The following is a 24,968-nucleotide window of genomic DNA, read 5'->3' as shown; positions in this document are numbered from 1 at the left end:
CGGGTGCCGCGCCCCCGCCCCCGTCGCCCTCCCGTCCCTACACCCCCACGCCGAACGCCCACAGTTCCACCCCGGCCTGCGGGGACCAGTCGCGTTCGGGGAGGCGGGTGAAGCCGAGGCGGGTGTAGAGGCGGTGGGCGGTGGTCATCGTGTTCTTGCTGGAGATCACCACCCGCTCCAGCCCCGCCTGCCGGGCGCGGTCCAGGCAGGCGTGCACCAGTGCCTCGGCCACCCCGCGCCGCCGGGCCGCCGGGTCCACCGCCAGCATGCGGAACTCCGCCTCCCCGGCCCGCGCCACCTGGCGGTGGGCACTGCCGGGGCCGGCGAACGTCACCGTTCCCAGCAGCACGCCGTCGCCGTCCACCGCGACCAGGATCTCCGCCTGCCGCGCACGGCCGCCGGCGTCGCGCAGCTGGTCGGCGTAGCCCTGTTCGGTCGCCAGGTCCAGCAGGCCGTCGTACACGTACGCCGCGACGCTCAGCGCGCCGACCGCGTCCACTTCCTCCGGGGCCGCGCCCCTGACCGTGATGTCCATTCCCGCAGTCTGCCGCAGGGGTGCGACAACGCCGACGGGCCGCCTCCCGGTGCGGGGGGACGGCCCGTCGGCGTGCCGCGCGGACGTGCTGCGCTACGCCTCGGTGCCCGCCGCCAGCGGGACCTCGGTGCGCACGTCGGGGTCGCCGGCCTCGGCGGTGTAGTCCGACGCCGCGGTCTCGTCCGCGCCGGCCGGGGCGCCGACCGCCTTCAGCACGAAGGTCAGCACGACCGCGATCACCACGTTGATGACGATGGCGGTCACCCCGATGTAGCCCAGCTTCCCGATGAACGGCATCAGCTTGGAGGAGCCGCCGAAGTGCGCCTGGGTGGGGCTGGGGATCGTCCAGGCGGCCCAGGTGCCGTAGACCATGCCGACCAGCCAGCCGGTCAGCAGGGCCCAGCGGTGGAACCAGCGGGTGAACAGCCCCACCACGATGGCCGGGAAGGTCTGGAGGATCCAGATGCCGCCCAGCAGCTGGAAGTTGATGGCCACCGTCTTGTCCATGCTCAGCACGAAGAACAACGCGCCGACCTTCACCACCAGGGAGACCAGCTTGGAGACCCGGGTCTCCTGCTCGGGGGTGGCGTCCGGCTTGATGAAGTCCTTGTAGATGTTGCGGGTGAACAGGTTGGCCGCCGCGATCGACATGATGGCGGCCGGGACCAGCGCGCCGATGCCGATGGCCGCGAACGCCACGCCGGCGAACCATGACGGGAACATGTTGTCGAACAGCTGCGGGATCGCCAGCTGGCCGTTGTAGCCCTTGACGCCCTTGCCGACGCCGCTGGACAGCGCCATGAAGCCGAGCAGCGCCAGCAGGCCCAGCATCAGCGAGTACAGCGGCAGCAGCGCGGTGTTGCGCCGGATCACGTTGCGGCTGCGGCTGGACAGGGTCGCGGTGACCGAGTGCGGGTACATGAACAGCGCCAGCGCCGAACCCAGGGCCAGCGTGCCGTACGCCCACTGGTTCTTGGCGCTGCTGACCAGCTCGCCGCGCGGTTTCCCGGTGGCCGGGTTGACGGTGGAGTACGCCTGGCCGGCCTGGTGGAAGATGTGGGTGAAGCCGCCGAGCCGCATCGGGATGTAGATGATGGCCACCGCGATGACCAGGTAGATCAGGATGTCCTTGACGAACGCGATCAGCGCCGGCGCCCGCAGCCCGGAGGAGTAGGTGTAGGCGGCCAGTACCGCGAAGGCGATCAGCAGCGGCAGGTCCTTGGAGAACCAGTTGGAGCCGCCGCCGACCCCCATCACGTCCAGCACCGCCTGGATGCCGACCAGTTGCAGCGCGATGTACGGCATCGTCGCCAGGATGCCGGTGATCGCCACCGCCAGCGACAGCCCCTTCGAGCCGTAGCGGCCGCGCACGAAGTCCGACGGTGTCACGTAGCCGTGCCGGTGCGAGACCGACCACAGCCGCGGCAGGAAGCAGAAGGCCAGCGGGTAGACCAGGATCGTGTACGGCACCGCGAAGAACCCGGCCGCGCCGGCCGCGTAGATCGCCGCCGGCACCGCGACGAACGTGTACGCGGTGTACAGGTCGCCGCCCAGCAGGAACCAGGTCACCCAGGTGCCGAAGCTGCGGCCGCCCAGGCCCCATTCGTCGAGGTTCATGGCGTTCTCCGCACGCCGCCAGCGCGCGGCCATGAAGCCCAGCACCGTCACCGCGACGAAGAAGAACCCGAAGACGCCCAGGGCGACACCGTTGACATGTGTGTTCACGCCGCGTCCCCCTTCGGGGCCGCCGCGGACGCGCGCCGGGCGCGTTCCTCGCGGCGTACCAGTGCGTAGGCGACCGAGATGAGCGCGGCCGAGCCGATCACCCAGGCCATCTGGTACCAGTAGAAGAACGGCAGGCCGATCAGCTGCGGGGAGACCCGCGCGTAGGAACTCACCCACAGCATCGCCACGAACGGCGCGATCAGGCAGATCCCGGCGATCACCCGGGAGACGGTGACCACCGGCCCGCGGGCCGGTGGTCGGGACGATTCGGTCATGGCGGCTCCCGGTACGACGCGCGCTGGCTGGGTAACGCGCAGGTAATGTAGATCACCGGTGTCGCCCGCGTCACTACCCCGGCCCATACCGGAAGGGACACGGTCCGCGCGATCGGCGTGAACGCGTCAGGGCAGGCCGGACCCGCCGCACGGCCCCACCGCGCGGACTTCCCACCGCACGCTCGCGCCGTCCGGTCCCGCCGCGCAGTCCGTCACACGGTCCCGCCGTCCGGACCCCGCCCCGCGGCCCGGCCGCACGCTCCCGCCGTCCGGCCCCACCGCACCGGTCAGTGCGGGCGCTTGAGCCGCGCCACGAACTTGTACCGGTCGCCGCGGTAGACCGAGCGGACCCACTCCACCGGTTCGCCCGCCGTGTCCAGCGAGTGCCGCGACAGCAGCAGCATCGGCAGGCCCACGTCGGTACCCAGCAGGCCGGCCTCGCGCGGGGTGGCCAGCGAGGTCTCGATGGTCTCCTCCGCCTCGGCCGGCCGCACGTCGTAGACCTCGGCCAGCGCGGTGTACAGCGAGGTGTGCTTGGCCAGGTTGCGGCGCAGCGCCGGGAAGCGCTTGGCCGACAGGTGGGTGGTCTCGATCGCCATCGGCTCACCGCTGGCCAGCCGCAGCCGTTCGATCCGCAGGACCCGGCCGCCGGTGCGGATGTCCAGCAGGCCGGCCAGCCGGTCGTCCGCGGTGACGTAGCCGATGTCCAGCAACTGCGACGTCGGTTCCAGGCCCTGGGCGCGCATGTCCTCGGTGTACGAGGTCAGTTGCAGCGCCTGGGCGACCTTGGGCTTGGCCACGAACGTGCCCTTGCCCTGGATCCGCTCCAGCCGGCCCTCGACCACCAGCTCCTGGAGCGCCTGGCGGACGGTGGTGCGCGAGGTGTCGAACTCGGCGGCCAGGGTCCGTTCCGGCGGGACCGGCGTGCCCGGCGGCATTGTCTGGGTGATATCCAGCAGATGCCGCTTCAGGCGGTAGTACTTCGGCACGCGGGCGGTGCGGGTACCGGGTACCCCGCTCCCGTTCTCCGGCTCCGCGACCGGCGCTCCGGCGCTCGCGTGGGTCTCCATGGACTGTGCTCCCGACTCCTTCATCGCTGCCGTCACCGGCTTCTCCGTCCATTCCGCGGCTCACATCGTGGCACGCCCCGTCGGCGGGGGCGGATACTGGCCGCCCCGGCCCATCAGGTGTCGGTCGGGTAACGGACCCGCCAGCCCGTCTTATACACCCTTGACACCCCCATAGGTCTAGGCCATTCTCCGGGTACTGGTCTAAACCATTGAGGCCAGGGGGGTTTCCGAGCACTCTTCGGAGGGGTGACGTGTGATGGTCAAGGGCAGAGCGGCAATCGCCGTGCTGGGCGCCGCGGCGATGGCCGTGTCGCTGGCCGCGTGCGGATCGCAGAACAGCAGCGCCAAGACGAACGACAAGGCGCTGACGGTGTGGTTCATGAGCGGTTCCAATCCGCCCGGCTGGACCAAGGACATCACCGCCGCCTTCAAGAAGGAACACCCTGGCGTCAAACTGACGGTCAAGGTGCAGACCTGGGACGGCATCCAGCAGAAGATCACCACCGCGCTGTCGGAGGACTCGCCGCCCGACGTGCTGGAGGTCGGCAACACCCAGACGCCGTACTACGCGGCCACCGGCGGCCTGATGGACCTCACCGCCGACAAGGCGTCGCTGGGCGGCGACAACTGGGCGCCGTCGATGAACGCCTCGGCCGTCTACCAGGGCAAGCAGTTCGCCGCCCCCTGGTACTTCGCCAGCCGCGTCGTGGTCTACAACAAGAAGATCTGGTCCGCGGCGGGCATCACGTCCACCCCGAAGACCCAGGCCGACCTCATCCACGACCTGACCGTCATCAAGGCGCACGGCACCAAGGACGCGCTCTACCTGCCCGGTCAGGACTGGTACGCCTTCGACGGCTTCCTGCTGGACGCCGGCGCGAACCTGGTGACCAAGTCCGGCGGCAAGTACACCGGGAACCTCGACACCCCGCAGGCCACCGCCGCCATCAACCTGTACAAGAAGCTCAACTCCTTCGGCACCGCGCCGCTGGACAAGGACGAGGCCACCCCGCAGCAGTCCGACGTCTTCGCCAAGGGCGACGTCGGCTCCTTCATCGGCCTGGGCTGGGAAGCGGCGGGCGCCATCGCCAAGAACCCCCAGCTGAAGAACGAGGTCGGCTACTTCCCGATCCCCGGCGCCACCGCGGCCAAGACCGCCAAGGTCTTCATCGGCGGCTCCAACCTGGCGATCTCGCACAACAGCCAGGACCCGACGATGGCCAAGGCGTTCCTCAAGCTCGCCCTGTCCGACAAGTACGAGGGCGAACTGGCGAAGGTGGGCGGTGTCGTCCCCAACAAGGCCTCGCTCGACCTGAACCTGGCCGGCAACGCCTACGGCACGGTCGCCGCCACCGCCGCGCTCAACGGCGGCACCACCCCGCTGATCCCCGCCTGGGGCAACGTGGAGAACGCCCCGAACCCCATCACCACGCTCTTCATGACGCCGGTCCTGCAGGGCACCAGCCCCGCCTCGGCCGCCAAGAAGGCCGACACCGAGATGGGCACGCGGCTCAACCAGCAGCAGTAAGACAGCAACCGGACGGCGGTACCGCGACGCGGGCCGCCGTCCGGTTCGCCCTGCGGCCGAGAAGGGGAAGGCATGGCTGCGCAATTCACCGGGACGCGGACGCGTCCGCCGGGCGGGCCCGCGGCACCACAGCCGCCGGAGTCCGCCACCAGGCGCCCGCGCGGCGGCTCCAGCCTCGCCCGCGGCGTGCCGTACCTGCTGATCCTGCCCGCCCTGGTGGCCACCGCCGCCCTGCTGGCCTATCCGCTGCTGCGCAACCTGGTCATCTCCTTCCAGGTCCTTGACGCCTTCCAGCTGATCCAGCACACCACCCAATGGGCCGGGTTCTCCAACTACACCTCCGAGCTGAGCAGTTCGGTCTTCTGGGACACCACGGTCCGCTCGCTGGCCTTCACCGCGGTCAACGTCGCGCTCATCATGGCGCTCGGCACCGCCGTCGGACTGCTGCTCAACCGGCTCGGCAAGCGCATGCGGCTGCTGCTCTCGCTCGGCCTGGTGCTGGCCTGGGCGATGCCGGTGGTGGCCGGAACCACCGTCTACCAGTGGCTGTTCGACAGCCAGTACGGCGTCGTGGACTGGCTGCTGTCCGAGCTGGGCATGCACTCCATGGCCCACTACGACTGGTTCGCCCAGCAGATGCCGACGTTCACCGTCATCACGCTGATGATCGTCTGGCAGTCCGTGCCGTTCGTCGCGCTCAACCTCTACGCCGGCCTGACCACCGTCTCCGCCGAGCTGTTCGAGGCCGCCCGGATGGACGGCGCCGGCCCCTGGCGGGCCTTCTTCTCGGTGACGCTGCCGATCCTCAAGCCGTTCTTCCTGAGCACCACGTTCCTGGAGATCATCTGGGTCTTCAAGGCGTTCACCCAGGTCTATGCGCTCAACGGCGGCGGCCCGCAGGGCAGCACCGAGACCCTGCCGGTCTACGCGTTCATCGAAGGCGTCGGCAACCAGCACTACGGCACCGGCGCGGCCATCTCCACCTTGACCATCGTCATCCTGCTGGTCCTGATGGCGTACTACTTCCGGATCATCCTGAAGCAGGAGGACGAACTGTGAGGCTCTCGTTCGCCCGGCGGGTGTGGCCCAACGCGGCCGCCGTCCTGCTCTTCCTCTTCTTCATCTTCCCGGTCTACTGGATGGTCACCACGGCCTTCAAGCCGGACCTGGACATCATCAGCACCACCCCGGTCTTCCTGCCGCTGCACGCCACCGCCGCCCACCTGGTCAAGGCCGTGCACGCCAGCGGGTTCTGGGGACTGGTCGGCGACAGCTTCGTCGCCACCGTCGGCGCGGTCCTGCTGTCGCTGGCCATCGCGCTGCCCGCCGCGTTCGCCGCCGCCCGCATGCGCTTCCGCGGCCGCAAGGCGTTCATCCTGATCATCATGATCGCCCAGATGGCGCCGTGGGAGGTCATGACGATCGCGGTCTACCTCATCGTCCGCGACAGCGACATGCTCAACAGCCTGCTGCCGCTGGCCCTCTTCTACATGATGATGGTGCTGCCGCTGACCATCTGGACGCTGCGCGGCTTCATCGCCGCCGTCCCCCGCGAACTGGAGGAGGCCGCCCTCGTCGACGGCTGCACCCGCGGTGAGGCGTTCCGCAAGATCGTGGCCCCGCTGCTGGCGCCCGGCCTGATGGCCACCTCGCTGTTCGGCTTCATCACCGCGTGGAACGAGTTCCCGCTGGTGCTGATCCTCAACAAGGAGAGCGCGCAGACCCTGCCGCTGTGGCTGACGCAGTTCCAGACCAATTTCGGTGACGACTGGGGCGCCACGATGGCCGCCTCCACCCTTTTCACCCTCCCTGTGGTGATCGTGTTCCTGATCCTTCAGCGCAAGGCTGTCGGCGGACTGACCGCGGGGGCGGTGAAGGGATGACCATCGTGAGCTCCCCGACCCTCACCCGGGACGCCCTCGCCGTCCTGCAACCCGGCTTCACCGGCACCACCGCGCCCGACTGGGTGCTGCGCCGGCTCGGCGAGGGACTCGGCGCCGTCGCGCTGTTCGGCCGCAACATCGATACCCCCGAGCAGGTCGCGGCGCTCACCGCCCGGCTGCGCGCCGAGGTGCCCGACGTCATCGTCGCCGCCGACGAGGAGGGCGGCGACGTCACCCGCCTGGAGGTCCGCACCGGCTCCTCCTTCCCCGGCAACCACGCGCTCGGCGCCGTCGACGACCCCGCACTGACCGACCGGGTCGCCGCCGCCCTGGGCCGCCGGCTCGCCGCCTGCGGGGTCAACCTCAACTGGGCGCCGTCCGCCGACGTCAACTCCAACCCCGGCAACCCGGTCATCGGCGTGCGCTCCTTCGGCGCCGACCCGCAGCTGGTCGCCCGGCACACCGCCGCGTACATCACCGGCATGCAGCGCGCCGGGGTCGCTGCCTGCGTCAAGCACTTCCCCGGGCACGGCGACACCTCCATCGACTCCCACCACGACCTGCCGCGGGTCGACGCCGACCTCGACACCCTGCGGGTACGGGAACTCGTACCGTTCCGCGCGGCGCTGGCGGCCGGCACGAAGGCGGTGATGAGCGCGCACATCCTGCTGCCCGCCGTCGACCGCGCCCGGCCCGCCACGCTGAGCCCGGCCGCGCTCACCGGGCTGCTGCGTGCCGCGCCCGCCGACGGCGGACTCGGCTTCGACGGCCTCATCGTCACCGACGGCATCGAGATGCGCGCCATCTCCGCCGGCTACGGCATCGAGCACGGCACCGTGCTGGCCCTGGCGGCCGGCGCCGACGCGATCTGCGTGGGCGGCGGACTGTGCGACGAGGAGACCGTACTGCGGCTGCGCGACGCCCTCGTCGAGGCGGTCCGCAGCGGCGAACTCCCCGAGGAGCGCCTCGCCGACGCCGCCCGCCGGGTCCGTGAACTCGGCACCTGGGCCGCCGCCCGCCGCGCCGAGGGCGGTTCCGCCGCCACCGGTGAGGACGACACCGTCGGCCTCACCGCCGCGCGGCGCGCGCTGACCGTCACCGGCGCCGCCGGCCACCGCGCGCCGGACGGGCCGGTGCACGTCGCGGCCCTCACCCCGGTCGCCAACATCGCGGTCGGCGACCAGACCCCGTGGGGCGTCGCCGCCGAACTGGCCCGGCTGCTGCCGGGCACGACCACCGCGACCCACCGCGCCGACGACGCCGACGTCCTCGGCACCGCCGGCCTGACCGCACGCGTGCTCGACCAGGCGGGCGACCGTAGGATCGTCGTCGTGGTCCGCGACGTCCACCGGTACCGCTGGATGGCGGACGTGCTGCACGCCGTGCTCGACGCCCGGCCCGGATCGGTCGTCGTCGAGATGGGCGTACCGCAGGCGCCGCCCACCGGCGCGCTGCACATCGCGACCCACGGCGCGGCCCGGGTCTGCGGCCTGGCGGCGGCCGAGGTCATCGCCGGGCGGCCCGCCGCACCGTGAGCCCGCGGCCAGGAACAACGCACCACCACACCCGATGGAGGCCGAAGGCATGACCGCCACCCAACCGACCGGGCACCCCGACATCCCGGGCCGGATCATGGCCGGTGAGATCGCCGAGCAGCCGGACGTCCTGCGGCGCGTCCTGGACGAGGGCGGCCCGCGCATCCGCGAGACCGCCGCCGCGATCGCGGCCCGCAACCCACGGTTCGTGCTGCTCACCGCGCGCGGCACCTCCGACAACGCGGCGCTGTACGCCAAGTACCTCATCGAGATCCTGCTCGGCAAGCCCGCCGGACTCACCTCGATGTCGACCACCACCGCCTACGGCGCCCGGCCCGACCTGAGCGACGTGCTGGTGATCACCATCAGCCAGTCCGGCGGATCGCCCGACCTGGTCGCCTCCACGCAGGCCGCCCGCGAGGCCGGCGCGATCACGCTGGCGGTCACCAACAACGCCGCCTCGCCGCTGGCCGCGGTCTCCGAGTTCCACATCGACGTGCTGGCCGGCCCGGAGAAGGCGCTGCCCGCCACCAAGACGTACACCGCCGAACTCCTCGCGCTATACCTCTTCGTGGAAGGACTGCGCGGCGGCGACGGCGCGGCCGCCCGGGTGCTGCCCGACCTGGCCGCGCGGATCATCGCCCGGCAGGACGAGGTGCGCTCGCTCGCCGCGCGCTACCGGTTCGCCGAACGCCTGGTGCTCACCTCTCGCGGCTACGGCTACCCGACCGCCAAGGAGGCCGCGCTGAAGCTGATGGAGACCAGCTACATCCCCGCGCTGTCCTTCTCCGGCGCCGACCTGCTGCACGGCCCGCTGGCCATGGTCGACAACGTCTCGCCGGTCATCGCCATCGTCCCGGACGGCAAGGGCGGCCAGGCCCTGCAACCGGTGCTGGAACGGCTGCGCGGCCGCGGCGCCGACCTGATGGTCATCGGCGACAAGGCCCAGGTCGACGCGGCCTCCGCCGGCTTCGTGCTGCCGACCGAGGGCGTCGCGGAGGAGGTCCAGCCGGTGCTGGAGATCATCCCGCTGCAACTGCTGGCCCACGAGATCACCATCGCCCGCGGCCAGGACCCGGACGCCCCCCGCGCGCTGGCCAAGGTCACCGAGACCCGCTGACCCCGCCCGGCGCCGGGTCCAGCCCGTACAGCAGGGAGAAGAGGGTGACCTCCACGGTGTCCGCGCCGGGGGAGTCACCCTCTTCGTGCAACTCCGTCGCCAGCGCCACCAGCCGCTCGCGCAGCACGCCCAGCCGCTCCGGCGACAGCCGCATCGTCAGGTGCGCGAACGCCGGCGCCCCGCCCGGCCCGTCCGGCCGCCCGGCCAGCTCCAGCCGCCCCGCGCCGAACTGCCGCCGCAGATCGCGCCCCAGTACGTCGACCGCCGCCAGCAGCACGCCCAGCCCGTCCGACGGCTCGGCCGTCCCGCCGGAGAACATCCGCCGCGACAGCCGCAGCGCCTCCTGCGCCGCCGCGTAACGGCTCTCCACGATCCCCGACACCAGCCGGGTACCGGCCACCACGACCAGCCCCGAGCGCTCCAGCTGCTTGATGTGCCGGTACAGCTTGGTCGGCGGCTCCTCCAGTTCGGCCGCGATCTCCTTGACCGTCATCGGCCCGGCGTCCGGCCGCATCAACGCGCCCAGCATCGCCAGCCGCAGGGGATCGGCGAGCGCCTTCAGCGTCCCCACGTCCCCCACCTCGCGTTCTCCCGCCCGGGATGTCATCGGGCCGTCCCCTCCTCGTCGTGCGGCTCTTGCGCAACGATCACGCAGGCGTGAGCATTGGCGCAAACGTGAATGACGCGTGCGATCGCCGGCGGCGGCGCGTCCTGGGGAGGGGCACGGCGATGACGCAGACCGACGTCGGCGGAACGGTGTTAACCACCCGAAGCCCTCCCTCACTGCGCCGCAACGCGCGCTTCCAGACCCTGTGGGCCGGCTCCGCCGCGTCCCTGCTCGGCGCCCGGATGGCCGACACCGCCTACCCGCTCCTCCTGCTGTCGATGACCGGCTCGCCGTCCGTCGCCGGCGCGTTCGGCGCGGTGCAGCTGGCGGCCACCCTCGCCTTCGGCCTGCACGGCGGCTCGATCGCCGACCGCTGCGACCGCCGCAAGGTCCTGATCATCGCCGACGGTATCCGCTGCCTGATCACCTCCAGCATCCCGGTCGCCCTGTGGCTGCACTGCCTGACGGTCGCCCAGACCATGCTGGTCGCCGTCTCCATCGGCGCCGCCACCGCCTACGGCGCGCCCAGCCGGCTGCTCGCGGTGCGCTCCGTCGTACCGCAGGCCCAGCTGCGGCAGGCGCTGGCCCAGGACGAGGCCCGCTCCAACGGCGCCGGCCTCATCGGCCCGCCCGTCGCCGGCCTGCTGTTCGGCCTCGCTCGGATGGCCCCCTTCATCGGCACCGCCCTCGGCTCCTTCACCGCCTTCCTCGCCGCCTGCCTGGTGAGGTTCGACGGCCGGGCCGGCGGCCGACGCGGCGGCGGCCCCGGCGGCGGCGCGCTGGAGGGCCTGCGCTACCTCGCCCGCAGCCGCGAACTGCGCCCCACCCTCGCCGTCGCCTGCGCGCTCAACGTCACCGCCATGGCGGTCACCCTGCCCGTCGTCGTCCTGCTGCGCTCGCACCACACCGCCTCCGGCGGCATCGGCCTCGCCCTGTCCGGCGAGGCGGTCGGCGGCATCGCCGGCGCGTTCCTCATCGGCCGCCTGCACCGCATGATGCGCCCCGGCAAGCTCCTGCTGATCTCCACCTGGGCCTGCGTCCCCCTGCTGTTCGCCCCCCTGCTGCCCGGCGGCCCGGTCACCGTCTTCCTGTCGCTTGCGGTGATGATGCTGACCCTGCCGGCGCTGCGCGTCATGATCGACGTCCTGATCTTCCAGCGCGTCGACGACGCCCTGCGCGGCCGGGTGGTCTCCGCCACCATGAACCTCTTCATGCTCGGCATGCCGGCCGGCCTGCTCGGCAGCGGCCTGCTGGTGGACCACACCTCCCCCGCCGTCACGTTCGCGGTCCTGGCCGCCCTGCTGACGGCCGCACTCGTCCCCGCCACGCGGAGCGCTTCACTGCGCGCAACGGACTGGCCGGCGACGTAGTTCCGGCGGAGCCGGGGGATGCCGCCGGCGGTGCGGGGGATGGCAGGTGCGTGAGCGGCCGAAGGCGCCCAGCCGCGTGCGTGAGGGTTCGTTGGCGGTGCGGGGGTTGCCGTGCGGGAGACCGGTGCGATGAGCTGAAGGCGCTCAGCCGAGTGCGTGAGCGGCCGAAGGCGTTGGTCGGGGACGGTGCTGGTCGGAAGGCGTCAGCCGCGACCGGTGACGTGCCGATGGCGTCGGCCGGGTCCGTGATGGGCCGAAGACGTCAGCCGGGATGGCGTGGGGTGAGCGAGCCAAAGGGCGCGCCGGTGTCGAAAGCGACGAGGAGGAGGGAGCGAGGGACGAGTGACCGTGCGAGGAGGAGTGTCGACAGCGGGTAAAGCGCCCGGCGGCGAGCGAACACAAAAAAGGCAGCAAACAAGGGCCGCGGCACCCAACGGGACCCTCAGCCCGTTCGGCGCCGCAGCCCACGCCTGCCGTCGGCGCCGGGTATTCACGGGGTGTGCGGTGCCCCGTGGCCGGTGGTGCCGACCGGTGCCGGGCCGACCGCGCAGTCAGGGCAGATCGCGCCGCCGGCCAGGCTCCGTCCTCCTGTGCGGGGAGGACGGATGCATCTGGCACCCATTGTGGACTAGACCATTACGCGCTGTCCACACCTGTGCGGCGGCCGGCCGGGGAACCGGCGGTGAACAGCGGGAAGCGGGGGCCGGTTGTGGTGACGGTACGCTCGCCCCCGTGCCCTCCATGAACGACCTCGTGCGCCAGTACACCGACCTCGACGACTCCGACCTGGAGTGGTTGCACCTGCTGGTGTCCGAGTGGCAGCTGCTGTCCGACCTCTCCTTCGCCGACCTCGTGCTGTGGGTGCCGACCCGGGACGGGGCCCGTTACGTCTCCGTCGCGCAGATGCGGCCCAACACCGGGCCGACCTCGTACCAGGACGACATGGTCGGCCGGCTCGTGCCGCGCGGCCGCCGTCCGCTGCTGGACGCCGCGCTGGACGAGGGGCGGATCGTGCGGGAGGGCGACCCGGAGTGGCGCGAGGAGGTGCCGGTGCGGGTGGAGTCCATTCCGGTGCGGCGCGAGGGCCGGGTCCTGGGGGTGATCGCGCGCAACACCAACCTGCTGACCGTGCGGACCCCGAGCCGGCTGGAGCTGACGTACCTCCAGAGCGCCTCCGACCTGGCGCAGATGATCGCCGCGGGCTCCTTCCCGTTCCCCTCCGAGCAGGTCGACATGGACGCCTCGCCGCGGGCCGGCGACGGGCTGATCCGGCTGGACGCGGACGGCCTCGTGCAGTACGCCAGCCCCAACGCGCTGTCCGCCTACCACCGGCTGGGGCTGGCCACCGACATGGTCGGGCTGCACCTGGGCCAGACCACCGCCGACCTCGCGCCCGCCAAGGGACCGGTGGACGAGTCGCTGGCGAGCCTGGCCAGCGGCTGGGCGCCGCGCGAGACCGAGGTGGAGGGCGGCGACGGCGTCATCCAGCTGCGCACCATCCCGCTCAAGCCGAAGGGCGTGCGGGTCGGCTCGCTGGTCCTGCTGCGTGACGTCACCGAACTGCGCCGCCGCGAGCGGGAGTTGATGACCAAGGACGCCACCATCCGGGAGATCCACCACCGGGTGAAGAACAACCTGCAGACCGTGGCCGCCCTGCTGCGCCTCCAGGCCCGGCGGATGGACGACGACAAGGCGCGCGGCGCGCTGGACGAGGCGGTGCGCCGGGTCGGTTCCATCGCGATCGTCCACGAGACGCTGTCGCAGAACCTGGACGAGCGCGTCGAGTTCGACGACATCGCCGACCGGGTCATCTCCATGGTCGCCGAACTCTCACCGGGCCGGGTGACCGCCCGGCGCAGCGGCCGGTTCGGCATCCTCACCGCCGAGACCGCCACGCCGCTGTCCATGGTGCTGACCGAACTGCTGCAGAACGCCCTGGAGCACGGCTTCGGTCCGAGCGCGCAGGGCACCGTGGAGGTGGCCGCGGACCGCGCCGACGACGCGCTGCGGGTCACCGTCGTCGACGACGGCCGCGGCCTGCCGGAGGGCTTCGACCCGCAACGGGCCGGCAACCTCGGCCTGCAGATCGTCCGCACCCTGGTGGTGGGGGAGCTGGGCGGCACGTTCGACATGCTCGCGGCGCCGGGCGGCGGTACCCGGGTGCTGCTGGACCTCCCGCTGGAAGTGAGCGCCAAGTAGCGCGCGGGGGCGCGCGGTTCACCCCGCACGCCACCCCACCGCCACCCGCGCCCCCTTGACACCTCCGGAAGCCCCGCTCCTGGCTCCCGGCCGGGGTACCAACTCCGGTACGGGAGCACTCCGGCTCCCGTGCGGTGACGTACGACTTCCTCCCGGTGACGTACCGGTGACGTACCGGTGACGTACGACTCCCGTACAGCGCCGCGGATTCCGGGCAGCAAGAAGCCCCGGCCGAGATCGTCGGCCGGGGCTTGTCGCTTACTGCTGTGTGTCCTGTGTGTGACTGCTGCGCGAATGAGGGCTGCGCGCTGCGGCTCGGGGACGGGCCTGGCGTTCCGTACGTGTGGTGTACGGCGGCGCTACGCCCAGCACTGGGGGGCGGTGAACGTCAGGCGCTGACGTTGCGGGCCCGGTTGCGGGCGGCGCGGCGCTTCATGGCGCGACGCTCGTCCTCGCTGAGGCCACCCCAGACGCCGGCGTCCTGTCCGGACTCCAGCGCCCACTGCAGGCACTGCTCCATGACGGGGCAGCGGCGGCAGACGGCCTTGGCTTCCTCGATCTGCAGCAGCGCAGGACCGGTGTTGCCGATCGGGAAGAAGAGCTCGGGGTCTTCTTCGCGGCAAATGGCGCGATGACGCCAGTCCATGTCTGCTCCAACTCCTGTTGCTGGCACTGTGCTTGTGCTTGTGAATGTGAACGCTTTCACGAATCCTCCAACGAACACAGCACGGCACACCAGTCTCCTGGCACGGACCGCGTGGGTAAGAGGAAGATTCGGGCTCTCAAGGGGGACACCTGATGGAGGGCCGTCCCGATCGCCAAGAAGAGCCTCGCAAACCTCGGCGACGGATACAACCCCTTCCGAGAAGTTTTTTTTGAATCCTCGGTGTCGCCTCAGTCACAGCCGTACTTCCATGGGGTGCAGGTGAGGCTAAACGTTCGAGTGAAAGGACTTTGGCCTCTCCCACTCACACAATCACACGCAGTGCTCGCCGAACACCTCTGAAGGTTGCACTCGTTCGCAGTCCCAGGTGGTCTCCGTCTACCTGAAAGGGCAGTGGCGCCTGGGAATGCAAGGTGAAGTCCGTCAGGTCGTGCAGGCTCGCGACGTGCTTGCCGCGCGGCCCCCGTTCGGGGCTCGACATCAGCAGCTGGGCCGCGCTCATCGCCACCGCCGAGGGCGACAGCCGGCCGAGAGCGAGCACGTCAAGGGCGGTGTCGAAGGACGCGCGGGGCGACGCGTAGACCGGCCGGTTGCCCAGAAAGGTCCACGGCGAGGTGTTGCAGACTATGGCCAGCGCGAGATCCGTCAGGCTTTCCGCACCGGGTTCGCTCAGCGTGATGGTTCCGTGTCGACGGTTCCGTTCACCAGCGAATTGACGCATGACCTGACGAACGTAGAGAGCGTGTGTCGATCTCTTGCCGCGCACCCGCTGCTGTTCCACCCGGCCGACCACTCCGGCGTCGAATCCGAGCCCGGCGCAGAAGGTGAACCAGCGAGAGGGAACGCCTTCGTCCTCGGTTCCCGGAGTACCGCTCACCAATCCCAGACCGATGGTGCGTTCACTGCCGTCGCGCAACGCGTCCAGCAGCGCGCCGGTGGCCTCCACGGGGTCGTTGGGCAGCCCGAGGGCGCGGGCGAAGACGTTGGTGCTGCCGCCGGGCACCACGGCGATGCCGGGCAGCCCCTCGGCCGGACCGTCGTGCAGCAGTCCGTTGACGACCTCGTTGACGGTGCCGTCGCCGCCGAGCGCCACCACCAGGTCGATCCCGCCGTCGTCGGCCGCCCGCCGTGCCGCGTCCCGGGCATGGCCGCGGAACTCGGTGACGACGACCTCCAGCTTCAGATCGCTCGCCAGCGCGTGGATCAGGACGTCACGGGTCCGCGCACTGGTGGTGGTGGCTTTGGGGTTGGCCACGAGAAGCGCGCGCATGACACGAAGGGTACCCAGGCCACGGCGTTCCACCCGAACCGCGATGGCCGGCCGGCCACCGGACCGGGCTACCCTGCCGGTGTGAGCGCGACGCAGAACACCACCCCCGCCCGGCCCCGCCGGCTGACCGCCGCCGCCGTCCTGACCGCCGCCGAGGGCCTGGCGATCGCCGTCGCGGGCCTCTACATGGTGGGCCTGGGCGCCTTCGGCCACCCCGCCAGCACCCAGCAGGCCCTCTTCGGCGGTGTGACCGTGCTGGTGATGTCCGCGCTGCCGCTGGTCGCCGTGCGCGGGCTGCTGACCGCCCGCCGCTGGAGCCGCGGCCCGGCCGTCGCCACCCAGCTCATCGCCCTGCCGGTCGGCTACACCATGATCGAGACTGGCGGCGGCTGGACCCCGGCCGGCGTCGCGGTCATGGCGGTCGCGGTCCTCACCGCCTTCCTGCTGGTCCACCCGGCCACCACCGACGCGCTGGGCATCCGCCGGGTCAACTGACCGCGTGACGCGGCGCACATCACGAACGTGGCGTTGACGCGGTCGGGCGGTGTTGGTGCGGTGCACGTCACGGACGTGGTGTTGACGCGGTGGGGCGGTGTTGGTGCGGTGCACGTCACGAACGTGGTGTTGACGCGATCGGGCGGTATTGGTGCGGTCGGGCCGTGCTGACGGGATCGGAAGGTGTCCGTGCGGTCCGGCCGCGTTGACGCGCTCTTGGGACGCGACCGGGGCGAGGCGACGACGCCTTCACCGCCGGGGCCGACATCGGGGCCGCCGCCGGGGCGATGACACCGCGCTCACCACGCTCGCGGTGAGGACACGACGAAGGGGCCGGCCGGGATACGTCCCGGCCGGCCCTTTCCGTGTGCGGCGCCGCGCGGCGTGCCGTTGCCACCCGGGCGGCTTCCGCGGGTGCCGCGTGGCGACTTACTCCTCGACCAGCAGGCGGTCGCGCAACTGGGCCAGGGTGCGGGCCAGCAGCCGGGAGACGTGCATCTGCGAGATGCCGACCTCCTGGGCGATCTGCGACTGCGTCATGTTGCCGAAGAAGCGCAGCAGCAGGATCTTCTTCTCCCGCGGCGGCAGTTGCTCCAGCAGCGGCTTGAGCGACTCGCGGTACTCCACGCCCTCCAGCGCGTCGTCCTCGGCGCCCAGGGTGTCGGCCACGGCCGGCGACTCGTCGTCGGTGTCCGGCACGTCGAGCGACAGCGTGCTGTACGCGTTCGCCGACTCCAGCCCCTCCAGGACCTCCTCCTCGGAGATCTTCAGGCGCTCCGCCAGCTCGTGCACCGTCGGTGCCCGGCCGTGCGCCTGCGACAGCTCACCGGTCGCGGTGGTCAGCGCCAGCCGCAGCTCCTGGAGGCGGCGCGGTACCCGTACCGCCCAGCCCTTGTCGCGGAAGTGCCGCTTGATCTCGCCGACGACGGTGGGCGTGGCGTACGTGGAGAACTCCACCCCGCGCTCCGGGTCGAACCGGTTGACCGACTTGATCAGACCGATCGTGGCGACCTGCGTGAGGTCGTCCAGCGGCTCACCGCGGTTGCGGAACCGGCGCGCGAGGTGCTCGACCAGCGGCAGGTGCATCTGCACCAGCCGGTTGCGCAGCTCGGCGCGCTCCGGCGATCCGTCCGGCAGCGTGCTCAGCCGGACGAACAGCGCCTTGGTCCCGGCCCGGTCACGCGGGTCCGGCACCTCGGGCGGCTCCTCGTCGGCCCCGGCGTCACCGTCGGCCTCGGCGTCACCGTCGCTCGCGGCCTCGCCGTCCTTGGCCGCGTCGCCGCTTTCGGCTTCACCACGGTCATGGGCCTCCCCGGCGGCGCCGTCCGACGCCGTACCGGGGTCCGGGGTGCCGTCCGAGCCGGCGGTGGCGCCGGCACCGGTCGTACTGACGTCAGGCGTACCGCCGCCGTCCGCCGTACCGCCGCCGGTGGCGGAGTCGGCGCCGGACGTGTCGGGGGCGTCGCGACGCTCGCCGTTGGCCGTGGGGCCGCCCGGGCCGGCGAAGCCGTCGGCCGGGGAGCCGTCACCGCCGGGCGTGCCGGCCGGCGGCGGGGTGTCCGGCCGCGCGGTGTGGTCGCGCACGTCGTGCCCGCCCTGCGGGTCGTACTGCTGGTCCTGGTCCATGGGATGATCCGCCTGCTCCGCCACGGCCGGTCCGTCGGTCCGCGGCACGGGGTGTTGACGCGCCTGATACCGCCGTGCCGTCGCGGCGGAACGGGCGGGTTGCGCGGGCACGGCCGCCGAGGCACCGCCGCGCCCGCCCGGCGCGGTGGCCGGGGAACCGGGGGTCCCATCCTGGCTGAGCCCGCGGGGCGCCTCCGTGCTCACGACAACCGCCCCCTCGTACGCATCGTTGTGCCCTCGTCGCGGCTACCGGCCCGCGCCCCGGGCGCCGGGTATCGGGCGGCTGCCCGCCGGGCGCCGGGAGCGGGAAGCCCGCGGCCGCGCTTGAGGACGTGGGACATCTGAGGACCTCACGACTGTCCGGGGCCTGCGCCGCGCTTCTTGTGCAGGCTGATGGTGACGGTGCGGTCCTCGGCGACGGTGGACTCCACCTCGCCGGCCAGCGCCGAGAGCACTGTCCAGGCGAACGTGTCGCGTTCCGGGGCCCGGCCGTCGGTGGTGGGCGCCGAGACGGTCACCCACAGCGAGTCCCCCACGAGCCGGAAGACGCACGACAGCACACTGCCCGGCACGGCCTGCTGAAGCAGGATCGCGCACGCCTCGTCCACGGCGATGCGTAGGTCCTCGATCTCGTCGAGGGTGAAGTCCAGCCGGGCCGCGAGACCGGCGGTCGCCGTTCGCAACACCGACAGATAGGCCCCCGCCGCGGGCAGCCGGACCTCCACGAAGTCCTTCGACCCGGATTCGCCTGCGATCTGGGACACCCTCACCTCCAAGGTGGCGCACAGTGGTTGAGCTGGGATCAGCGTCCGTGACCGCGGACCCGCCCGGAGCCGTTCTCCCGGCGCGTCCGCCCACCGGGACCGTACCGCGATCGGTGCCCCGGTGTCGCGCGGACCTGACACGACGGCCCGCCCGACGCGGCTCCGCACCCCCGGACCTCGCGGACATCACTCATGGTAAGTCGGCGCGTACGGAACGTGACGGGGGTGGGGTCGGGTCAATTCGGGAGCGATATGGAGCCGTTGTCGCGTTCGGCCGTCGCGGCGAGGTCGCGCAGCGGTGCGCCGGACAGCCGGTGCACCGTCCAGTCGTCCTTCGGCTCGGCGCCGAGCGAACGGTAGAAGCCCAGGGACGGTTCGTTCCAGTCCAGGACCGACCACTCGAAGCGGTCGTAGCCGCGCGCGACGCAGATCCGCGCCAGCTCGGCCAGCAGCGCGGTGCCGTGCCCGGCGCCGCGCTCGTCCGGCCGGACGTACAGGTCCTCCAGGTAGACGCCGTGCGTACCGGTCCACGTCGAGTAGTTGCGGAACCACAGGGCGAAACCCACCGGTCTGCCGTCCGAGGCGTCCTCGGCCATCAGCGCGAAGACGGCCGGGTGCGCGCCGAACAGGGCCTCGCCCAGCTGCTCGGGCGTGGCCCGTGCCTCCTCCAGCGCCCGCTCGTACTCCGCGAGTTCGCGGACCATCGCGTGGATCGCCGGGACGTCGGCCGGGGTGGCGACTCGAATCATGCCCCCAGGCTAACCGCCGGCTACGACAGGCGGGCGGCGCGGCCCCCGTCGCCCCGGTGGCCGTTCAGGTCAGCCGCTGGTCCAGGTAGCACCAGCGCCACGTCTCGCCCGGCTCGAACGACCGCATCACCGGGTGGCCGGTGGCCTCGAAGTGCTCCACCGCGTGCTGGTCGGGGGAGGACTCGCAGCACGCCACGTACCCGCAACTCAGGCACAGCCGCAACTGCACCGGATCGGTCCCGGCCGCCCGGCACTGCGGGCAGGTCGGATCCTTCGGCTCGGGTTCGGGGCGCGGCAGCTCGGAAACGTGGGCACACGGCTTCATGATGTCCAGGTTAGGCGCCTTCGTCCCGTTCCGGCGGGGCGGGCGGCGCGCGGCCACCGCGGCGGATACCGGGAAACGACGACATGGCCTGGATGACCGGCGGCACCGAGGTCCTGCTCCTGGTGGCCGGCAGCGCGCTGGTGGCGGGTGTCGCCCGCCGCACCGGGGCGCCCGCGCCCATCCTGCTGGTGCTGGCCGGGCTGGGCGCCGGCTACCTGCCCGGGGTGCCGCGGTACACCCTCGACCCGCACTGGGTGCTGCCCTTCGTCCTGCCGCCGCTGCTGCACACCGCCGCCCTCGGCAGCTCCTACCTCGGCCTGCGGGCCAACCTGCGCCCGGTCGGGCTGCTGTCGGTCGGACACGTGCTGTTCGCCACCGGCGTGATCGGCGTCGTCGCGCACGCCCTGGTGCCGGGGCTGCCGCTGTCGGCGGCGCTGGTGCTGGGCGCGGTGGTGGCCCCGCCGGACGCGGTCGCCGCCACCGCGATCGCCCGCCGCGTCGGCTTGCCCGACCGGGTCGTCACCATCCTCCAGGGCGAGTCGCTGCTCAACGACGCCACCGCGATCACCCTGTACCGGGTGGCGCTGGCCGCCGCCGTCGGCGAGGGCACCGGCTGGCTCACCGGCGCCGCCGACTTCGTCGTCGCGGCGGTCGGCGGCGTCGGGGTCGGCCTGCTCCTGATGGTGCCGCTGCACTGGACGCGCAAACGGATGACCGAGCCACTGCTGCAGAACACCCTGTCGCTGCTCATCCCCTTCGTCGCCTACGCCGCCGCCGAACGCGTCCACGCCTCCGGTGTGCTGGCCGTCGTGGTGGTCGCGCTGCACCTGGGCCACCGCAGCTACGAGGTGGACTTCGCCACCCGCCTCCAGGAGGCCGCGGTGTGGCGGATGGTCTCCTTCCTGCTGGAGTCGTCGGTCTTCGCGCTCATCGGCCTGCAACTGCCCGTGGTCGTCGGATCGCTCGGTTACGGCGCCTGGCAGGCGGTGGGCTACGCGGCCGTACTGCTGGTGGCGCTCATCATCACGCGGTACGCGTGGGTTTTCCCCGCGACCTACCTGCCGCGACGTGTACTGCCGGCGCTGGAACGCCGTGACCCCTCGCCGACCTGGGCCGTGCCGTTCGTCATCTCGTGGGCCGGTATGCGCGGCGTGGTCTCGCTCGCCGTGGCCTTCTCCGTCCCGCTGACCACCTCCGGCGGCTCCCGCTTCCCGGCCCGCGACCTGCTGCTGTTCATCACGTTCGTCTGCGTCATCGGCACCCTTGTCGTGCAGGGGCTGACGCTGCCGTCGGTGGTCCGCGCGATCCCGCTGCCGCGGCACGACGAGCGGCGGGCCACCCTCATCGAGGCGCAGGCGCAGAGCGAGGCGTCGACCGCGGCGCTCACCCGGCTGGAGGAACTGCTGGGCCGGCCGGAGAACACGCTCCCCTCGCCCCTGGAGGACCGGCTGCGCGCGGTGCTGACCCGGCGCCGCAACGCGGTCTGGGAGCGGCTCGGCGCCGTCAACGACACCACCGGCGAATCCGCCGACGCCACCTACCGCCGCCTGAGCCGCGACGTCATCGCCGCCGAACGCGACGTCTTCGTGACCCTGCGCGACGCCCGCCGCATCGACGACGAGATGTACCGCAGCCTGCTGCTGCGCCTGGACCTGGAGGAGGCCACGGCAGAGAGCGCGGCCGACGACTGACGGTGATGGGGTGCGCGGGGTGCGAGGCGCGGGGGCGGGGACGCGGAGTGCGGGGTGCGCGGGGTGCGGCGGGTCGGGTGCGAGGTGCGGGATGCGGAGGATCGGGTGCGGGGGGCTGGGTGCAGTTGGTGCTTGGTGCTTGGCGCCGGGAGCCCGGCGCCGTCGACCGCGGTATACGTGACGATGGACCACCCGCTGGAGCTCCTGAGAACGTCGTCGCCGCGTGCCCGCGCCGTCGTGCGGTATACGTCACGATGGACCCGCCGACCGGTCCGCCGCCCCCTCAGCCGGTCACCACCGCCGCGATCCGGGTGCCCGGTGCGAACGCGCCCTCGGCCGCCAGCGTGTGCACCCCCAGCAGCATCTTCGCCACGTATACCGGCTCCGGCGCCAGGCCGTGCCGTGCGGCGAAGGCACCGGCGAACTCCCGCAGCCGTTCGTCGGAGCGCGCGTAACCCCCGCAGTGGAACCGGCCGTCCAGCTCCCACCGCCCGCGCCGGCCGCCGAAGGCCTCGCGCTGGAGCCGTTCCACCTCGCCGTTCAGGAAACCGCCGCCCTTGAGCACCGGGAAGCCCAGCGCCCGCTGCGCCGACGGATCGAGCCCGGCGGCCAGGCCCGCCAGCGTGCCGCCGGTGCCGCAGGCCACCGCCACCACGTCGGCCCGGCCGCGCAACTCCCGGCCCAGCGCGACGCAGCCGCGGGCCGCCGCCGCGTTGCTGCCGCCCTCCGGTACGACGAAGAACCGCCCGAACCGCTCCCGCAGCTCCTCCAGCGCCCGCGGTTCGTGCTTGACCCGGTACGCGGACCGGCTCACGAACCACAGCCGCATGCCGTCGGCCGCCGCGCGGGCCAGCGACGGGTTCAGCGGCCGGTCCGCCAACTCCTCGCCGCGCACCACGCCGACGGTCGCCAGCCCCAGCAGCCGGCCCGCCGCGGCGGTGGCCCGCAGGTGGTTGGAGTAGGCGCCGCCGAAGGTCAGCAGGGTGTCGTGCCCGGCGGCGACCGCCTCGGCCACGTTCAGCCGCAGCTTGCGCCATTTGTTGCCGGGTATCCGCGGATGGATCAGGTCGTCCCGCTTGAGCGCCAGCCGCACCCCGACCCGCTCCAGCGCCGGCTCGGCCAGCTCCTCCAGCGGCGAAGGCAGCCGGTGCGGGACCGCGTCCAGCGGGGAGCCGTCCGGCGGGAACGCCCCCGGCGCGGCGCCGTCCGGTCCAACCCCCAGTGGGAACGCCCCCGGCGCGTCGCCGGCCGGTACAGCCCCCGGCGGGAACGCCGTGCCGGGCGGGCCGGTGCGGGGGGCGTGGTCGTCGTGCTCGTTCACGCGTCCATTCTCGGGGTGGACGCCGGGGCGGGGGGTGCGGCGGGGCGGGCCGGGGGAGTGGGCGCCGGGCCCGGTGCCGGGGCGAACAGCGCGTCCAGTTCGGCGAGGAAGTCCGCGGGGGCCGGTGTCCCGAGCCGCGTCCAGTACCGCCGGCCGGCCCACCACGCCGCCCGCAGCGCCCCGGGCAGCTCGCCGGGGCCGGCCGCGCAGGTCGCCGACCGCAGGGCCTCGGCCGCCGGGGCCGACAGATCGCGTTCCGCCGCCCGCGACGGGGTCAGCCAGTGCTGTGTGCGTCCCTCCGCCAGCCGGGCCAGCCACGCCAGATGCCGCTGGGCGTGCGCCAGCGCGTCCCACGCCCGCAGCCACTCGCCGCGGGCCGCCACCCGTTCCGCCAGCACCAGCCAGTTGGCGAACCGCCCGCACAACGCGGCCACCTCGCCGCTGTCCGGCGCCGCCGGCCGTTCCGGCACCGCCCGCAGCGCCGCAGCGAGCGCCCCGCCGCGGTCCTTGACCACCATGCGCTCCACCGCCGCGCCCCGGGCCGGCCACGAGCGGACCGCCCCGAGATCGGCGAACGAGGTGAAGTGGAACTCGCCGCGCACCGGTCCGGGGAAGAACGCCACGTGCGTGCCGAACTCGTTGAGCACCAGCAGCCGCACCGGCGCGATCCGCTCGCACCACGCGGCCGGGTCGACCGTGCCGTGCCGCTCCGGGTCGAAGAACAGCCAGAACTCGATGTCGCTGTGCGCGTCGCCCTCTCCGGCCGCGAACGAGCCGTACATCAGCGCCGCCGTCAGCCGTTCGTCGTCCCGGCACGCGGCGCGCACCCGCGCGATCAGCCTCTCCTGCTCCAGCATCCCGCCAGCCAACTACGCGACCGGCGCCCCCACAACCGTGTTTCCGCCAGCCGTGTTTCCGCGCCGCCGCCGGAACGCCAGCGCGGCGCGGCGGCCCCGGGAACGCGGAACGGGGCCCGCGCTCGATGAGCGCGGACCCCGTCGCCGTCCCGGCCGGAGCCGGGGCGGGGTGCCGAGAGTCAGGCGACGCCGAAGACCGGATGACGCCTTGCCCCGGGCTGTGCCGTGAGGCGGGGGCGGGTCAGGCGGGAACGATGTTCTCCGCCTGCGGGCCCTTCTGGCCCTGGGTGACCTCGAAGGTCACCTTCTGGCCCTCGTGCAGCTCACGGAAGCCGGAGGAGGCGATGTTGCTGTAGTGAGCGAAGACGTCGGCGCCGCCGCCGTCCTGCTCGATGAAGCCGTAGCCCTTTTCCGAGTTGAACCACTTCACCGTGCCGCTGGCCATGCCGATCTCCTTCGGGATCATTCCACCGGGCACGCACTGTGCGTACCCGGTTCTGTCGCCGTGCTGATCCCATCCGGGAATCCCCCGGAAAATGAAAAAGCGCCCCCAATGGTCACAGACCGTCAGGCGCGCACACACTCAATGGGTACCAACTGCAACGACCTCAAACTAACACAGGCCCCGCCGAACCGGCAGCTGTCCCAGGAGGGTGATTTCCGTCGCTCCGCGGGGCCGGCGCGGGGCCAGCGCGGGGCCAGCGCCGGTGCTGTTCCCGGTGCCGCTCCCGCTCCCGGTGTCGTTCCCGGCGACGCTTCCAGTGACGCTCCCGGTGACGGGGTGGGCCGGGAACGCGAACGCCCGAGCCCGGCACCCCTGACGGAGGGCCGGGCTCGGGCGGGGCAACGAATATCGATAGTCACCGCGGTACGGAAAGGACGAAGAGGGCGTCAGGCCTTCTTGGTCTCCCAGAAGATGGTGTCGATCTCGGCGATGAGGTCGAGCGCCTTCTGGCCGGTGGCCGGGTCGTTCGAGCCCTTGGCCGCGGAAAGCGCCTTGAGGGTGTCGTTGACCAGCTGGTGCAGGTGCGGGTACTTCTCGAAGTGCGGGGCCTTGAAGTAGTCGCTCCACAGAACCGACACGTGGTGCTTGGCCAGCTCGGCGCGCTGCTCCTTGATCAGGACGGCGCGCGTGCGGAAGTCGGCGTCTTCGTTCGCCTGGTACTTCTCCTGGACGGCCTTGACCGACTCGGCCTCGATGCGTGCCTGGGCCGGGTCGTAGACACCGCAGGGGAGGTCACAGTGGGCGCTGACCTGGACCTTCGGCGCGAACAGGCGAGAGAACATGACTGTCCTTCCTGGTGATCGTCTTGGTAGGTGGGACATTACCCCCTGGGGGACCGCTTTTCTCGGGTGCCC

The 24,968-nt window shown here is 72.3% G+C and carries 24 protein-coding genes; 9 read left to right on the top strand and 15 right to left on the bottom strand.

Features of this window, described 5'->3' with window-relative positions:
- Positions 1 to 37: 37 nt before the first annotated feature.
- The 4 genes from POF43_RS27975 to POF43_RS27960 form a co-directional block, all read right to left on the bottom strand.
- On the bottom strand, positions 38 to 535 hold the full coding sequence (locus POF43_RS27975; RefSeq protein ID WP_271313333.1) for a GNAT family N-acetyltransferase: 498 nt from the start codon (positions 533 to 535) through the stop codon (positions 38 to 40).
- Between the two features lie 93 nt (positions 536 to 628).
- Positions 629 to 2,260, bottom strand: a complete 1,632-nt coding sequence (gene mctP / locus POF43_RS27970; protein ID WP_271323313.1) for a monocarboxylate uptake permease MctP — start codon at positions 2,258 to 2,260, stop codon at positions 629 to 631.
- Entirely contained in the window at positions 2,257 to 2,535 is a 279-nt protein-coding gene (locus tag POF43_RS27965; protein WP_271313335.1) for a DUF3311 domain-containing protein, read from the bottom strand. Before POF43_RS27965 ends, mctP begins: the two co-directional genes overlap by 4 nt.
- A gap of 287 nt (positions 2,536 to 2,822) precedes the next feature.
- Positions 2,823 to 3,605 carry a GntR family transcriptional regulator gene (locus tag POF43_RS27960; RefSeq protein WP_271313350.1) on the bottom strand — a complete coding sequence of 261 codons (783 nt, stop codon included), beginning with the start codon at positions 3,603 to 3,605 and terminating at the stop codon, positions 2,823 to 2,825.
- Between the two features lie 256 nt (positions 3,606 to 3,861).
- Here POF43_RS27960 and POF43_RS27955 point away from each other — a divergent pair, with 256 nt between their 5' ends.
- From POF43_RS27955 to POF43_RS27935, 5 genes are all read left to right on the top strand, one after another.
- A complete protein-coding gene (locus tag POF43_RS27955; RefSeq protein WP_271313336.1) occupies positions 3,862 to 5,133 on the top strand; it encodes an extracellular solute-binding protein in 1,272 nt (423 codons plus the stop codon).
- Positions 5,134 to 5,205: 72 nt separating this feature from the next.
- Positions 5,206 to 6,192, top strand: coding sequence for a carbohydrate ABC transporter permease (locus POF43_RS27950; protein WP_271313337.1), 987 nt, complete (start codon positions 5,206 to 5,208; stop codon positions 6,190 to 6,192).
- Complete coding sequence (locus tag POF43_RS27945) at positions 6,189 to 7,016, top strand: carbohydrate ABC transporter permease (RefSeq protein ID WP_271313338.1); 828 nt, start codon at positions 6,189 to 6,191, stop codon at positions 7,014 to 7,016. Before POF43_RS27950 ends, POF43_RS27945 begins: the two co-directional genes overlap by 4 nt.
- A complete protein-coding gene (locus tag POF43_RS27940; protein ID WP_271313339.1) occupies positions 7,013 to 8,551 on the top strand; it encodes a glycoside hydrolase family 3 protein in 1,539 nt (512 codons plus the stop codon). Before POF43_RS27945 ends, POF43_RS27940 begins: the two co-directional genes overlap by 4 nt.
- Positions 8,552 to 8,600: 49 nt before the next feature.
- Positions 8,601 to 9,671, top strand: a complete 1,071-nt coding sequence (locus tag POF43_RS27935; protein WP_271313340.1) for an SIS domain-containing protein — start codon at positions 8,601 to 8,603, stop codon at positions 9,669 to 9,671.
- On the opposite strand, the gene POF43_RS27930 is transcribed toward POF43_RS27935, so the two are convergent.
- Positions 9,655 to 10,278 carry a winged helix-turn-helix domain-containing protein gene (locus tag POF43_RS27930; protein ID WP_271323314.1) on the bottom strand — a complete coding sequence of 208 codons (624 nt, stop codon included), beginning with the start codon at positions 10,276 to 10,278 and terminating at the stop codon, positions 9,655 to 9,657. The genes POF43_RS27935 and POF43_RS27930 overlap by 17 nt on opposite strands.
- Positions 10,279 to 10,400: 122 nt before the next feature.
- On the opposite strand from POF43_RS27930, the gene POF43_RS27925 reads away from it, so the two are divergent.
- Positions 10,401 to 11,648, top strand: a complete 1,248-nt coding sequence (locus POF43_RS27925) for an MFS transporter (protein ID WP_271313342.1) — start codon at positions 10,401 to 10,403, stop codon at positions 11,646 to 11,648.
- Positions 11,649 to 12,389: 741 nt separating this feature from the next.
- Positions 12,390 to 13,847, top strand: coding sequence for a sensor histidine kinase (locus POF43_RS27920; protein ID WP_271313351.1), 1,458 nt, complete (start codon positions 12,390 to 12,392; stop codon positions 13,845 to 13,847).
- Between the two features lie 388 nt (positions 13,848 to 14,235).
- On the opposite strand, the gene POF43_RS27915 is transcribed toward POF43_RS27920, so the two are convergent.
- Positions 14,236 to 14,493, bottom strand: coding sequence for a WhiB family transcriptional regulator (locus POF43_RS27915; protein WP_109452013.1), 258 nt, complete (start codon positions 14,491 to 14,493; stop codon positions 14,236 to 14,238).
- Between the two features lie 322 nt (positions 14,494 to 14,815).
- Positions 14,816 to 15,781, bottom strand: coding sequence for a diacylglycerol/lipid kinase family protein (locus tag POF43_RS27910; protein ID WP_271313343.1), 966 nt, complete (start codon positions 15,779 to 15,781; stop codon positions 14,816 to 14,818).
- Positions 15,782 to 15,862: 81 nt separating this feature from the next.
- Here POF43_RS27910 and POF43_RS27905 point away from each other — a divergent pair, with 81 nt between their 5' ends.
- Positions 15,863 to 16,276, top strand: a complete 414-nt coding sequence (locus tag POF43_RS27905; protein ID WP_271324449.1) for a hypothetical protein — start codon at positions 15,863 to 15,865, stop codon at positions 16,274 to 16,276.
- A gap of 429 nt (positions 16,277 to 16,705) precedes the next feature.
- On the opposite strand, the gene POF43_RS27900 is transcribed toward POF43_RS27905, so the two are convergent.
- The 4 genes from POF43_RS27900 to POF43_RS27885 form a co-directional block, all read right to left on the bottom strand.
- A complete protein-coding gene (locus tag POF43_RS27900) occupies positions 16,706 to 17,902 on the bottom strand; it encodes an RNA polymerase sigma factor SigF (RefSeq protein WP_271313345.1) in 1,197 nt (398 codons plus the stop codon).
- A gap of 350 nt (positions 17,903 to 18,252) precedes the next feature.
- The gene (locus POF43_RS27895) at positions 18,253 to 18,666 is read right to left on the bottom strand and encodes an ATP-binding protein (RefSeq protein ID WP_271313346.1); all 414 of its coding nucleotides are present in this window, start codon (positions 18,664 to 18,666) and stop codon (positions 18,253 to 18,255) included.
- Positions 18,667 to 18,902: 236 nt separating this feature from the next.
- Positions 18,903 to 19,415 (bottom strand): GNAT family N-acetyltransferase, encoded by a 513-nt coding sequence (locus tag POF43_RS27890; RefSeq protein WP_271313347.1) that lies wholly within the window; start codon positions 19,413 to 19,415, stop codon positions 18,903 to 18,905.
- Between the two features lie 64 nt (positions 19,416 to 19,479).
- On the bottom strand, positions 19,480 to 19,740 hold the full coding sequence (locus tag POF43_RS27885) for a UBP-type zinc finger domain-containing protein (protein ID WP_271324450.1): 261 nt from the start codon (positions 19,738 to 19,740) through the stop codon (positions 19,480 to 19,482).
- Positions 19,741 to 19,823: 83 nt separating this feature from the next.
- On the opposite strand from POF43_RS27885, the gene POF43_RS27880 reads away from it, so the two are divergent.
- Positions 19,824 to 21,431, top strand: coding sequence for a Na+/H+ antiporter (locus POF43_RS27880; RefSeq protein WP_271313349.1), 1,608 nt, complete (start codon positions 19,824 to 19,826; stop codon positions 21,429 to 21,431).
- Between the two features lie 283 nt (positions 21,432 to 21,714).
- Here the strand turns inward: POF43_RS27880 and POF43_RS27875 are convergent, their stop codons facing one another.
- The 4 genes from POF43_RS27875 to sodN all read right to left on the bottom strand — a co-directional run bounded on the left by POF43_RS27875 (position 21,715) and on the right by sodN (position 24,896).
- Complete coding sequence (locus POF43_RS27875) at positions 21,715 to 22,596, bottom strand: 1-aminocyclopropane-1-carboxylate deaminase/D-cysteine desulfhydrase (protein WP_271318730.1); 882 nt, start codon at positions 22,594 to 22,596, stop codon at positions 21,715 to 21,717.
- Positions 22,597 to 22,748: 152 nt separating this feature from the next.
- Positions 22,749 to 23,609 (bottom strand): nucleotidyltransferase domain-containing protein, encoded by an 861-nt coding sequence (locus tag POF43_RS27870; RefSeq protein WP_282704821.1) that lies wholly within the window; start codon positions 23,607 to 23,609, stop codon positions 22,749 to 22,751.
- A gap of 241 nt (positions 23,610 to 23,850) precedes the next feature.
- The gene (locus POF43_RS27865) at positions 23,851 to 24,054 is read right to left on the bottom strand and encodes a cold-shock protein (protein WP_271317678.1); all 204 of its coding nucleotides are present in this window, start codon (positions 24,052 to 24,054) and stop codon (positions 23,851 to 23,853) included.
- Positions 24,055 to 24,500: 446 nt separating this feature from the next.
- Entirely contained in the window at positions 24,501 to 24,896 is a 396-nt protein-coding gene (sodN, locus tag POF43_RS27860; protein WP_271317679.1) for a superoxide dismutase, Ni, read from the bottom strand.
- Positions 24,897 to 24,968 lie beyond the last annotated feature (72 nt).

The organism is Streptantibioticus silvisoli, assembly GCF_027947535.2.
GTDB classification, from domain to species: domain Bacteria; phylum Actinomycetota; class Actinomycetes; order Streptomycetales; family Streptomycetaceae; genus Streptantibioticus_C; species Streptantibioticus_C silvisoli.
This window is presented reverse-complemented; position numbering and strand designations above follow the sequence as displayed.